At 68.8% G+C, this 11,867-nt stretch carries 15 protein-coding genes; 10 read left to right on the plus strand and 5 right to left on the minus strand.

Annotation, left to right across the window (positions count from 1 at the left end):
• Positions 1 to 34: 34 nt before the first annotated feature.
• The 3 genes from AC1DMQ_RS10540 to xth form a co-directional block, all read right to left on the minus strand.
• Positions 35 to 361: a hypothetical protein gene (locus tag AC1DMQ_RS10540; RefSeq protein WP_477033511.1), complete on the minus strand. Its 327-nt coding sequence runs from the start codon at positions 359 to 361 to the stop codon at positions 35 to 37.
• A 78-nt stretch (positions 362 to 439) separates the two neighbouring features.
• A complete protein-coding gene (locus AC1DMQ_RS10545) occupies positions 440 to 1,279 on the minus strand; it encodes a hypothetical protein (RefSeq protein WP_477033512.1) in 840 nt (279 codons plus the stop codon).
• Between the two features lie 58 nt (positions 1,280 to 1,337).
• Positions 1,338 to 2,126 carry an exodeoxyribonuclease III gene (gene xth, locus AC1DMQ_RS10550; protein ID WP_477033513.1) on the minus strand — a complete coding sequence of 263 codons (789 nt, stop codon included), beginning with the start codon at positions 2,124 to 2,126 and terminating at the stop codon, positions 1,338 to 1,340.
• A 35-nt stretch (positions 2,127 to 2,161) separates the two neighbouring features.
• Here xth and AC1DMQ_RS10555 point away from each other — a divergent pair, with 35 nt between their 5' ends.
• Positions 2,162 to 2,500, plus strand: coding sequence for a hypothetical protein (locus AC1DMQ_RS10555; protein WP_477033514.1), 339 nt, complete (start codon positions 2,162 to 2,164; stop codon positions 2,498 to 2,500).
• Positions 2,501 to 2,539: 39 nt separating this feature from the next.
• On the opposite strand, the gene erpA is transcribed toward AC1DMQ_RS10555, so the two are convergent.
• The gene (gene erpA, locus AC1DMQ_RS10560; protein WP_477033515.1) at positions 2,540 to 2,872 is read right to left on the minus strand and encodes an iron-sulfur cluster insertion protein ErpA; all 333 of its coding nucleotides are present in this window, start codon (positions 2,870 to 2,872) and stop codon (positions 2,540 to 2,542) included.
• Positions 2,873 to 2,950: 78 nt separating this feature from the next.
• On the opposite strand from erpA, the gene AC1DMQ_RS10565 reads away from it, so the two are divergent.
• From AC1DMQ_RS10565 to tatC, 8 genes are all read left to right on the plus strand, one after another.
• Positions 2,951 to 4,135 (plus strand): deoxyguanosinetriphosphate triphosphohydrolase, encoded by a 1,185-nt coding sequence (locus tag AC1DMQ_RS10565; protein WP_477033516.1) that lies wholly within the window; start codon positions 2,951 to 2,953, stop codon positions 4,133 to 4,135.
• 113 nt (positions 4,136 to 4,248) lie between these two features.
• Positions 4,249 to 5,070 carry a cell division protein FtsN gene (gene ftsN / locus AC1DMQ_RS10570; RefSeq protein WP_477033517.1) on the plus strand — a complete coding sequence of 274 codons (822 nt, stop codon included), beginning with the start codon at positions 4,249 to 4,251 and terminating at the stop codon, positions 5,068 to 5,070.
• 13 nt (positions 5,071 to 5,083) lie between these two features.
• Positions 5,084 to 6,109 (plus strand): beta-N-acetylhexosaminidase, encoded by a 1,026-nt coding sequence (nagZ, locus tag AC1DMQ_RS10575; RefSeq protein WP_477033518.1) that lies wholly within the window; start codon positions 5,084 to 5,086, stop codon positions 6,107 to 6,109.
• Positions 6,106 to 6,930 carry a segregation and condensation protein A gene (locus AC1DMQ_RS10580; RefSeq protein ID WP_477033519.1) on the plus strand — a complete coding sequence of 275 codons (825 nt, stop codon included), beginning with the start codon at positions 6,106 to 6,108 and terminating at the stop codon, positions 6,928 to 6,930. The genes nagZ and AC1DMQ_RS10580 overlap by 4 nt, the downstream gene beginning before the upstream one ends.
• Positions 6,927 to 7,589, plus strand: a complete 663-nt coding sequence (scpB, locus tag AC1DMQ_RS10585; RefSeq protein ID WP_477033520.1) for an SMC-Scp complex subunit ScpB — start codon at positions 6,927 to 6,929, stop codon at positions 7,587 to 7,589. Before AC1DMQ_RS10580 ends, scpB begins: the two co-directional genes overlap by 4 nt.
• A 142-nt stretch (positions 7,590 to 7,731) precedes the next feature.
• On the plus strand, positions 7,732 to 7,956 hold the full coding sequence (locus tag AC1DMQ_RS10590; RefSeq protein WP_007673643.1) for a twin-arginine translocase TatA/TatE family subunit: 225 nt from the start codon (positions 7,732 to 7,734) through the stop codon (positions 7,954 to 7,956).
• Positions 7,957 to 8,054: 98 nt separating this feature from the next.
• Positions 8,055 to 8,618, plus strand: coding sequence for a Sec-independent protein translocase protein TatB (gene tatB / locus AC1DMQ_RS10595; RefSeq protein ID WP_477033521.1), 564 nt, complete (start codon positions 8,055 to 8,057; stop codon positions 8,616 to 8,618).
• On the plus strand, positions 8,615 to 9,517 hold the full coding sequence (gene tatC / locus AC1DMQ_RS10600; RefSeq protein ID WP_477033522.1) for a twin-arginine translocase subunit TatC: 903 nt from the start codon (positions 8,615 to 8,617) through the stop codon (positions 9,515 to 9,517). The genes tatB and tatC overlap by 4 nt, the downstream gene beginning before the upstream one ends.
• A gap of 162 nt (positions 9,518 to 9,679) precedes the next feature.
• On the opposite strand, the gene AC1DMQ_RS10605 is transcribed toward tatC, so the two are convergent.
• Positions 9,680 to 10,144: a hypothetical protein gene (locus AC1DMQ_RS10605; protein ID WP_477033523.1), complete on the minus strand. Its 465-nt coding sequence runs from the start codon at positions 10,142 to 10,144 to the stop codon at positions 9,680 to 9,682.
• A gap of 342 nt (positions 10,145 to 10,486) precedes the next feature.
• Here AC1DMQ_RS10605 and serS point away from each other — a divergent pair, with 342 nt between their 5' ends.
• Entirely contained in the window at positions 10,487 to 11,782 is a 1,296-nt protein-coding gene (gene serS, locus AC1DMQ_RS10610; RefSeq protein ID WP_477033524.1) for a serine--tRNA ligase, read from the plus strand.
• The last annotated feature ends 85 nt before the right edge of the window (positions 11,783 to 11,867 follow it).

Raw genomic sequence — 11,867 nt, forward strand, 5'->3', positions numbered from 1 at the left:
AAGGCTTGAAAGCGGCGGCCGAGCGCCGCGCGGCCTATTTCTTGATCTTCTTGAAATCCTTGTAGAACAGGTCTTCCGGCGGCCGATCCTCGGGCGCCGGGGCGCGGAAGTCGTTGGGGCGCAGCAGGCCCTGGTCGAACATCGTCCGGCGCCGTTCCACGGCCGCGGCCGAGCGGGCCGAAGCGGTCAGGCGGACCGGAACGATCACGTCCCGATCCCGGTCGAGCCAGGCGGCGGCTTCCTCGGTGTTGACCACGCCGTCGCGATTGGTGTCGGCCGGGATGAGCGCCAGCGGCTGCGTCGCGGCCAGGGCCGGAGCGGCGCAGCAAACGGCGAGGGCGGCGGCGAGAACCAAGCGCATCGATCGTGACTCCCCAAGACGTACTAGGCAGGCTGACAAGGCATTTGGCGGGCCAAACGCGCGAGCTGTCAAACGAGATCAGTCGTCCAGGTCGAACGGCAGCTCGTCTTGGTCGCCCTTGGGCGGGCGCGCGGCCTTGGAGACCGGCTTGAAGACCTTCTCCGGGATCGGGGGCGGATCGTCGTCGATGTCGTCATCCCAGGGCGCTTCCGCCGGATCGGCGGTGGTGTCGATCTCGTCGAACAGCGGGGTCGTGGCGGCCGGGCGGGCGGGGGCCGCGCTGACCGCCTCGAGCGCGGGCGTGTAGGGCCTGGGCGCGGGTTCGGGCTCGACGGCGGGCGGCCGCGACTGGATGGCCGGTTCGGAGGCGGGCGCGGGCTTGGCCTTCGGGGCCAGCGGGCGGCGGACGATGGCGTCGGCGCGCAGCAGCCAGCGGTTGGCTTCCTGGATGGCGTCGGCCGGCGAACGGCTCTCGCGGCGCTGCTGGTCGCCCTCCAGCCACAGGTCCAGCTCGAAGTCGGGATGGCGCGGATCGTCGAAGATCAGCTTCAGGCTCACCTGGCCGGCCTGCTGGACGATCTGGTCGATGGCCCGGCGCGGCTCGCCCCGGAACACCCGGCCGATCACCTGGCCGTCGACCGACAGCTCCGCGCCCATCAGCTCGTCGATGCGGTAGATCAGGCACCAGGCGCCACTGTCCCAGGCCACGGCGGCCTGGTTGCTGGTGAAGTTGAAGCCCGCCCCGCGTCCGCGCCCCTTGGCGATGATCACGGTCTCGGGCGCGCCCTTCAGCACATGGCGCAGGGCCCGGCGGATCCGGCGCTCCTCGTCCATGAACCAGATGGCGGCGCTGCCCACGAAGGTCACCGCGGACGCCGACAAGGTCACGAGCAGCAAAAGACGCCAGAGTTCGCTCATGGGATCAGGCTAACCAGAGTCCGCGTTTTCGAATAGACGGGGTTTTCCACCAGGAAGATCAGAGGGCCAGTTCCGCCACCACCGGAACATGGTCCGAAGGCTTTTCCTTGTCGCGTTCGTCGCGGTGGATCACGACGCCGGCCAGCTTGTCGGCCGCCTGGGGCGACAGCAGCAGGTGGTCGATGCGGATTCCCAGGTTCCGGGGCCAGGCGCCGGCCTGGTAGTCCCAGAAGGTGTAGCCGCCCGGCGCTCCGTCGACCTGCATGTAGGCGTCGGTGAAGCCCAGGTTCTTCAGCGCCCGGAACGCGCCCCGGCTCTCCAGGCGGAACAGGGCGTCGTTCACCCAGGCCTCGGGATTGGCCACGTCCTCGACCTCGGGGATGACATTGTAGTCGCCGGCGATGACCAGCGGCTCCTCAAGGGCCAGCAGGCCCTGGGCGTGGGCGTGCAGGCGCTTCATCCAGGCCAGCTTGTAGTCGAACTTCTCGGTGTCGACCGGATTGCCGTTGGGCAGGTAGATGCCGACCATCCGGAACGGCGTCGGCGCGGCGATCACCGCCTCGATGTAGCGCGACTGCTCGTCGACCTCGTCGTCATGCAGGAAGGGCAGGCCGCGCCGCACGTCCTCCATCGGGTGCTTCGAGAGCATGGCCACGCCGTTGTAGGTCTTCTGGCCGTGGACGGCGACGTTGTAGCCCAGGCGCTCGAAGGCCTCGGTCGGGAACTTCTCGTCCAGGCATTTGATCTCCTGGAGCACGGCCACGTCCGGCGCGGCCGATTCGAACCACTCCAGGACTCTTTCCAGGCGAGCATTGACGGAATTGACGTTCCAGGTGGCGATGCGCATTGACGGCTCCAGTCGGCGGCGGGAGGCTAGGGCGCATGGCGAGCACGCTCAAGTCGGGGTTCCAGATTTCGCGACGCAACCGGCGCCTGTTGATGGTTCTGGCGACGCTGACCTGCTGCGCCATGGCCGTGGCGGGCGGGATAGGCGCGGTGTTCACGCCGCTGGTGTTCGACGCGCCCGGCTCGCTCCGTAACCCCGTCGCCTGGCTGGGCTTCGTGCTGGGCGCGGGGTTCTGGGTGGTCTGCCTGCTGGCCCCGCTGCTGGCCTGGATCGAATGGCGACGCGGGCGCGAGCCGATCGCCTGGGCGGCCATGGCCGCGCCCGTGGCCTGGGCCGCAGCGACCCTGACGGTGCTTCAGTTCGTGCCTGCGTGAGGCGGGGACACGCCGCAAGGGCATGTCCCCGGGTGTTTTCTAGATCGAGAAGCTGACGCCGCAACCGCAGCTGGATTTGGCATTGGGGTTGCGCACCCGGAACTCGGCGCCGGCCAGTTCGTCGACGAAATCGATCTCCGAGCCCTTCAGCAGGGCCAGGGAGATCACGTCCACCAGGGCCGCGGCCCCGTCGCGCTCGACCTTCAGGTCGTCGGGCTCGGCGCTGTCGACCAGGTCGAACCGGTACTGGAATCCCGAGCAGCCGCCCCCGTCGACGGCGACGCGCAGCATCACCCGATGGCCCTCGGCCGCCGAGATCGTGTGGAGCCGGCGGGCGGCGTTGGAAGAAAGCGTTACGGCTGTGTCGGTCATGGCTGTGGAAAACCCGTGCTTGGCCTATATGAGGGTGTCCGCGCCCCAGGGAAAGGGGGCGATCAGCAAAGGCCCCTCATGTCGTCGACTCCCTTCTTCGTCCAGCGCGCCCCCTATGCCGAGGATCCGGCCAAGTCCCGGGGCCGCCGCTTCCAGGAAGACGAGAGCCGCACGCGCACCCCGTTCGCCCGCGACCGCGACCGCATCATCCACACCTCGGCCTTTCGCCGGCTGAAGGAAAAGACCCAGGTGTTCGTCGCCCACGAAGGCGACAACTTCCGCACCCGCCTGACCCATTCGCTGGAAGTGGCCCAGGTGGCGCGCTCGCTGGCGACCGCCCTGGGGCTGGACAGCGACCTGGCCGAGACCATCGCCCTGGGCCACGACATCGGCCACCCGCCGTTCGGCCACGCCGGCGAGGACGAGCTGCAGGCCTGCATGAAGGAGTTCGGCGGCTTCGACCACAACGTCCAGACCTTCCGCGTCGTCACCGAACTGGAGCGCCGCTATCCGGACTTCAACGGCCTGAACCTGACCTGGGAGACCCTGGAAGGGATCATCAAGCACAACGGCCCGGTGACCGAGAAGCTGGGCAAGCCGTCCTGGAAGGCGATCTCCAAGTACGACAGCGAATACAAGCTGGGCCTGAACACCTGGGCTTCGGCGGAAGCCCAGGTCGCGGCCCTGGCCGACGACATCGCCTACAACAACCACGACGTCGACGACGGGGTCGAGGCGGGGCTGTTCACCCTGGACGAACTGATGGACGTGCCGCTGATCGGCCCGATCCTGGCCGCCGTGCGCAGCGAGCGTCCGGACCTGGACCTGCGCCTGACCCGGCTGGAGGCCGTGCGCCGGATGATCGGGGCCATGGTCGACGACGTGATGGGCGAGACCCTGCAGCGCGCCGCCGCCACCGGCGTGCAGTCGGCCGAGGACGTCCGCAACCTGGATCACGCCCTGGTCGCCTTCTCGCCGGACATGGCCGAGGACCTGGCCCGGCTGCGCCAGTTCCTGCACGCGCGGATGTACCGCCACTGGAAGGTCAACCGCACGCGCAGCCAGGCGCGCCGCATTCTGGCCGAGATGTTCGGTCTGTTCTTGGCCGAGCCCGACGTCCTGCCGTCGGAATGGTTCGCCCGATCGCGGAACCGCGACGAGGCCGGCCGCGCCCGCGTCGTGTGCGACTACATCGCGGGCATGACCGACCGTTTCGCCATCGAAGAGCACCGGAAGTTGTTTCAGCTGGATGTCTGGAACTAAACCGACGCTCGGGGGCGGTTCTGGGTAGGCTCGGGCTCCGATAAACTATGTCGGCGCGTGGCCGATTCGCTGTGAGCGATCCCGCGCGTATGAATTCTGGAGCCTCGACGCGAATGTCCGATCCCCACCGCGGCGCCTATACGCCGCCCACCGATGCGCCTCTGTCGTTCGACGCGCGTCAGCCTGTTCGCGGCTCGCGGCCCCTGCCCATGACCCTGATCATCAGCGCCGTGGTGCTGGCGACCCTGGTGGTCGCGGTGCTGCTGATCTATCGCGGCGGGGTGCGCGGCCCCAACGAGCCGCCGCGCACGGTGGGCGAGCCCGTCGCCGCGATGAAGACCGCGCCGCCGGCCGGGACCGCCCAGCCGACCGATCCGGCTTCGGGCCTGCAGATCTACAAGAACGAGACCCCCGAGGCCTCGCCGACCTTCGCCGCCAAGCCGGAAGAGCCGCTGGCCCGTCCGCCCGCGCCGGCCCCGACGGCCCCGGTCCAGACCGCGACCCTGCAGCCGGCCAAGCCGGCCCCGACCGGTCCCAGCGCGCCGGTCTCGGCCGCGCCGGCCAAGCCCGCCGCCCAAGTCACTGGCAAGCCGCAGACCATCGAAGGCCTGGCCACCGCCGCCGTCTCGCCCCGCGCGACGACCCCGGTCGCGACCAAGCCCGCCGCCGCTCCGGCTCCGGCGGCGTCGGCCGGCGGCCCGGCCAGCGTGCAGATCGGCGCCCTGTCCTCGACAGCCCTGGCAGACAAGGCCTGGTCCGACGCCGCCCGCATCGCGCCGGGCATGGCCGCGGGCAAGGGCAAGCGGGTCGAGGCGATCGACAAGAACGGCGCCACGCTCTACCGCACCGCCGTGACCGGCTTCGCCAGCCGCGCGGAGGCCAAGGCCTTCTGCGACGCCCTGACCGCCGCCGGCAAATCCTGCTTCGTGAAATAAGGGAGCAGGGCGCTTGGCCAGCATCTCCGCCGCTATCCTCGGCTGCGCCGGGACCACCCTGACGGCGGAAGAAGCCGCGTTCTTCCGGGACGTGAAGCCGTGGGGCTTCATCCTGTTCAAGCGCAACATCGCCGATCCAAACCAGGTCCGGGCCCTGACGGCGGCGTTGCGCGAGACGGTGGGGCGTCCCGACGCCCCGATCCTGATCGACCAGGAGGGCGGCCGCGTCGCCCGGCTCGGCGAACCCCACTGGAAGAAGTACCCGCCTGGCCGCGCCTATGGCGAGTTGGTGGCCAACGATCCGCTGGTGGCCCGCGAGATCGCCCGCCTGGGCGCGCGGCTGATCGCCCACGACCTGCTGTCGCTGGGGATCAATGTCGACTGCGTGCCGGTGCTGGACGTGCCGGACCCGCAGGGCCACGAGATCATCGGCGACCGCGCCTATGGCGACACGCCCGAGCAGGTGGCGACCCTGGGCCGCGCGGCGGCCGAGGGCCTGCTGGCCGGCGGCGTCCTGCCGATCATCAAGCACATCCCCGGCCACGGCCGCGCCATGAGCGACAGCCACCTGGAGCTGCCGGTGGTGAAGGCCAAGCTGGCGGAACTCGACGCCCGCGACTTCGCGCCGTTCCGCGTGCTGTCGGACATGCCGATGGCGATGACCGCCCACGTCGTCTACACGGCCATCGACCGCAGCCGTCCTGCCACGACCTCGCGTAAGGCCATCAAGAAGATCATCCGCGAATCCATCGGCTTCGACGGGCTTCTGATGAGCGACGACCTGTCGATGAAGGCCCTGTCGGGCGACTTCAAGCAGCGCGCCAAGGACAGCCTGGCCGCCGGCTGCGACGTGGTCCTGCACTGCAACGGCGATATGGCCGAGATGAAGGCCGTGATGTCCGGCGTCGGCAAGCTGTCGCGGGAGGCCAGGCGCCGGGTTCAGGCCGTCATGGGGCGTCTGGTCAAGGTCCCCGAGGCGCTGGACGTCGCCGAGGCCCGCGCCCGCTTTGACGCGGCCTTCAACGGACGCTTTGCGTGAGCACGGGCTTCCAGCCCACTCTGGACTTTGAAGCGGCGAACGAAGCGGCCGAGGACGGCGCCGCGCTGGTCATCGATATCGACGGCTACGAAGGCCCGCTGCACGTGCTGCTGGCCCTGGCGCGCAGTCAGAAGGTCGACCTGCTGCAGCTGTCGATCACCAAGCTGGCCGAGCAGTACCTGGCCTTCGTCCAGCAGGCCCGCCGCGTGCGCTTCTCGCTGGCCGCCGACTATCTGGTGATGGCCGCCTGGCTGGCCTACCTGAAATCCCGCCTGCTGCTGCCCAAGCCCGAGCGCCCCAAGGCCGAGGAGCCGCCGGCCGAGGAGATGGCCGCCCAGCTGGCCTTCCGCCTGGCCAAGCTGGACGTGATGCGCAAGGCCGTCGAGGCCCTGAAGGAACAGCCGACCCTCAAGCGCGACGTCTTCATGCGCGGCGATCCCGAGGCGGTGAAGATCGTCTCCTCGACCCGTTTCGAGGGCGACCTCTACGCCCTGATGACCGCCTACATCACCCAGCGAAAGCGCGAGCACGGCCGCCACTACGCCCCGCGTCCGCCCCAGGCCTATCCGCTGGAGGACGCCCGCGACCGCCTGCGCGACCTGCTGCCCGAGATGAAGGACTGGACCACCCTGTCGGGCGTCGCGCCGGTCGACCGCTGGGAGGAGGACCCCGACGGTCCCAGCCCGGCCAGCTACCTGGCCTCGACCCTGTCGGCCAGCCTGGAGCTGGTGAAGGAGGGGATCCTGGAAGCGCGGCAGATGGAGGCGTTCTCGGACATCTATCTGCGCACGCGGGCTGAGCCGTTGGAGCCGATTGTTTGACCGCCCAAGACCCACTTTTCACCGAACGCTGCATCGAGGCCCTGCTGTTCGCGGCGGCCGAGCCGCTGAGCGTCGAGGACCTGGCCAAGCGCCTGCCCGAGGGGGCCGATATCGGCGCGGGCCTGGCCGACCTGCACGGCCGCTACGCCGGTCGCGGCATCGAACTGGTGCAGGTGGCCGGCCGCTGGCGGTTCCAGACCTCCGCCGACCTGGCTTTCCTGATGACCGAGGAGCGCGAGGAGCCGCGCCGCCTGTCCAAGGCCGCCCAGGAGACCCTGGCCATCATCGCCTATCACCAGCCCGTCACCCGGGCCGAGATCGAGGCGGTGCGCGGCGTCCAGGCCAGCCGGGGCACGCTGGACGTGCTGCTGGAGCTGGGCCTGGTCAAGATGCGCGGCCGCCGGCGCACGCCGGGGCGCCCCGTGACCTTCGGCACCACCGACGCTTTCCTCGAACACTACGGCCTGGCGACCCTGGGCGACCTGCCGGGAATCGCCGAGATGCGCGCGGCGGGTTTGCTGGCGCTCGACCTGCCGCCGGGCTTTTCCGTTCCCGATCCGATGGGCCTGCGGGCCGGCGAGGACGAGGACCCGCTGGAGGACGGCGACGAGGCCCCGGAATTCGCTCAGGATTTCCTCGGGGACCTCGAAAACCGATAGGCCCTTTACACATCGTCGCAGGCGGCGGCTTATCGTCCGGCGCCGCTTTGCCCCCCGCCTCGCGACCGCCTATATTGTCAGAGATATTGTAACGACACGCCACAGCGGCTAATGGGCCGCTGTCGCAAGGAGCATCGTCGTCATGGGTAGCATGAGCTGGATCCACTGGGTGATCGTGATCGCGGTCGTGGCCCTGCTGTTTGGCGGGCGCGGCAAGCTGTCCGGCATCATGGGCGACGCGGCCAAGGGCATCAAAGCCTTCAAGGACGGCCTGAAGGACGACACCTCCGACGAGGTCTCGGCCAACAAGTCGACGGGCGCGCTGCCGCGCACCGAGGCCGAGAAGGAAGACCTGCGCAAGTCGTAGGAGATTCGTCGCGGCGCGCTTCCTCGAGGGGGAGGGCGGCCGCGACCGTCGTTCACTTCGCGCGCAGGCCTCGAGGCCGCTCGCTCTAAGGCGCGTCTATGCTCGGTTTTGATGTCGGCGGCACGGAACTCCTGGTCATCGCCGCGGTCGCCTTGATCGTGGTGGGGCCCAAGGACCTGCCCGTCCTGCTGCGGAAGCTCGGTCAGTTCGTGGGGCGCATCCGCGGGATGGCCAACGAATTCCGCGCCAGCTTCGATGAAATGGCCCGCCAGTCGGAGCTCGACGAGCTGCGCAAGGAAGTCCAGGCCATGCGCGAGGGGCAGTACACCAACCCGATGCGCGACGCCGCCGCCCAGGCCGCCGACGCCGATGTCGACCAGGTGTTCGCCGACATCGACGCCAGCCTCAACAGCGGCGCGGTCAAGGTTTCTCCGCACGACGCCTATGCGCCGCTGACCTCGACTGTCGAGACCCCGGCGCCGACGATCGAGATCGTCTCCAAGCCCGCCCGCAAGCCCCGCGCGCCGAAGGCCGCTGCGCCCAAGGCCGAGCTGGTGTCCAAGCCGAGGGCCGCCAAGGCCACCAAATCCGACCTGTCGGTCCCGACCAAGGCGCCGCGCAAGCGCGCCGCCAAGCCCAGCGCCACGGACATCACCTCGTGACCAACGCCATCGGACACGATCCGGAAGACGAGATCGAAGCCTCGCGCGCGCCGCTGATGGATCACCTGATCGAGCTGCGCATGCGGCTGATCATCTGCGTGGCGGCCATGTTCATCGGCTTCGGCGTCTGTTTCGCCTTCGCCGACCAGATTTTCCTGTTCCTGGTCAACCCGTTCACGGTGGCCCAGAAGCTGCTGGCCGCCCAGCACGCCGGCGGCCATCACGGGCCGTTCGACCTGTTGCTGGCCCTGGTGGGCCTGAAGGACATCCCGGCGACCGACACCAAGGCCCTGGGCCTGGTCTACACCGCGGCCCTGGAGTTCTTCTTCACCAAGCTGAAGCTGGCCGGGTTCGGGGCGGTGGTCCTGACCTTCCCGGTGCTGGCCTGGCAGCTGTACCGCTTCGTCGCCCCGGGCCTGTACAAGAACGAGCGCGGCGCCTTCCTGCCGTTCCTGATCGCCTCGCCGGTGATGTTCATCCTGGGCGCGGCCCTGGTCTATTACGTGATGCTGCCGTTCGTGCTGTGGTTCTCGCTGAGCCAGCAGATCAGCACCGCCGGCATCTCGATCCAGCTGCTGCCCAAGGTCAGCGACTACCTGACCCTGGTGACGACCCTGCTGCTGGCGTTTGGCCTGTGCTTCCAGCTGCCGGTGGTGGTCTCGCTGCTGGGCATGGCGGGCATCGTCTCCAGCAAGCTGCTGCGCGACGGCCGCCGCTACGCCATCGTCGGCGTGTTCATCGCCGCGGCCATCCTGACCCCGCCCGACCCGATCAGCCAGATGACCTTGGCGATCCCGATGTGCCTGCTCTACGAAATCTCGATCTGGTGCGTGTGGCTGATCGAGCGCCGCAAGGCCAAGGACGAGCGCGAAGCCGGCACCGACGTCGCGACGGTCTAGACTTCCTTCCTTCTCCCCTTGCGGAAGACGGCGTCGGCCGCAGGCTGACGGACGAGGGGTCTCTCAAAAGCAAAAGCCGCGCCCGGTCTTTCGACTGGGCGCGGCTTTTTCGGTCTTCAACCCCTCTCCCGCAAGGGGAGAGAGGCGAGGCCCAGGATGCCCTTAGGCGTCCTGGCGGCCCGAGACGGTCATGGCCTGCAGCTGGGCCTTGGCCGAGCGGATCGTGCCGCCCACGCAGGCGCGGACGTCGGCGCGGTTGTTGTTGGCGGCCTTGCAGACGGTTTCGGCGGCCAGCTTGATGTCGGCGTTGATCTGTTCGGCCGACTTGCCCTTCAGCGACACGCGCATGACGGTCACGGCTTCGCGGCGGGCGACGGTCTTGGTGACGCGGGCCTTGGAGATGGCGTTCAGCTGACGGTTGGCGTCGGCGATCGTGATGGTCACGCACTCGTCCGAGACGACGGCCTTGCGGTCGGTGCAGACGGTGTTGGCGGCGGTGCGGATCTCGGCGTCGATCTGGGCGGTCGACTTGTCGGCCAGCGAGATGCGGACCAGTTGAGCGGCGCTGGCGGGAACGGCGATGGCCGACACGGCGGCGACAGCGGCCAGAATAGCGAACTTGTTCATGGGGAGGCTCCAGGATTTTCTAAAACAAACACGGGTCACTGAATTGCCGCGCTGTTTTTCATCCCTGGATTAAGGGCGAGTGCAGGAACGGACTTAACGGCCGTTATCCATCCAATTATCGCTGCGACATCTCGCCGCGTGTATGAATGACTTCCTGAATATCTTGCCGACGAAATCTATTCCTGGAGACGGCGTTGTCGTCAAGCGCCATGTCGAGCGTGTCGACGCCGCGAGCGGCCGGCGGGCGGTCACGGGTCCGGGAGGGGCTCCCGAAAAGGTTGGCGCCCCCGCCGACGCGCCTTAGAGAGGTCCGTTCTTAACGACTTCTCCCGAGCGCTCCCGATGCACGACATCAAGGCCATCCGCGACAATCCCGAAGCCTTCGAAGCCGCCTGGTCGGCCAAGGGCCGTTCGGGCGCGGCCGCCGAGGCGGTCAAGCTGGACGGCCAGCTGCGCGCGGCCCAGACCGCCCTGCAGGAAGCCCAGGCCAAGCGCAACGAGAGCTCCAAGCTGATCGGCCAGGCCAAGGCCAAGAAGGACGAGGCCGAGGCCGCCCGCCTGATGGCCGAGGTCGAGGCGCTGAAGGGCGTCATGGCCGCCGCTGCCGAGGAAGAGACCCTGGTCGGCGCCAAGCTGAAGGACCTGCTGGCCAGCCTGCCCAACATTCCCGCGCCCGAGGTGCCCAAGGGCGAGGACGAGGCGGGCAATGTCGAGGTCCGCCGCTGGGGCGACGCCTCCAAGCTGCCGGCCGGCCGCCTGAACAATCCCAAGGACCACGTCGACCTGGGCGCGGCCCTCGGCGGCATGGACTTCGAGGTCGCCGCCCGCATGAGCGGCGCGCGCTTCGTGGTGCTGAAGAGCCAGGTCGCCCGGCTGGAGCGGGCCCTGGGCCAGTTCATGCTGGACCTGCAGACCGTGCAGAACGGCTATGTCGAGATCAGCCCGCCGCTGCTGGTCAAGGACGAGGCGCTGTTCGGCACCGGCCAGCTGCCGAAGTTCGCCGAGGATCTGTTCAAGACCACGGTCGATCACTGGCTGATCCCCACCGCCGAGGTCTCGCTGACCAACATCGTGCGCGAGCAGATCACCGACGAGGCCGAGCTGCCGCTGCGGATGACCGCCCTGACGCCCAGCTTCCGCTCGGAAGCCGGCGCCAGCGGCCGCGACACGCGCGGCATGATCCGCCAGCACCAGTTCTACAAGGTCGAGCTGGTCTCGATCACCACGCCCGACCAGTCCGAGGCCGAGCACGAGCGCATGGTCCAGTGCGCCGAGGCCGTGCTGAAGGCGCTGGAGCTGCCGTTCCGCACCATGCTGCTGTGCACCGGCGACATGGGCTTCGGCGCGAAGAAGACCTACGACCTGGAAGTCTGGCTGCCCTCGCAGAACACCTATCGCGAGATCAGCTCCTGCTCGAACTGCGGTGACTTCCAGGCGCGCCGCATGGACGCCCGCTTCAAGAAGGCTGGCGAGAAGGGCACCCAGTACGTCCACACCCTGAACGGCTCGGGCCTGGCCGTCGGCCGCACCCTGGTGGCCGTGCTGGAGAACTATCAGGACGAGACCGGGCGGATCACCATCCCGACCGTATTGATCCCGTACATGGGCGGCGTGACGCACATTGGAGGCGAGGCGTGAGCCGCGCCCGAAATCCTTCTCCCCTTGCGGGAGAAGGTGGCCTGCGCAGCAGGTCGGATGAGGGGTTGAAGGTCGCTTCAACCGC

The sequence above is a fragment of the Caulobacter sp. 05L422 genome, from assembly GCF_056397765.1.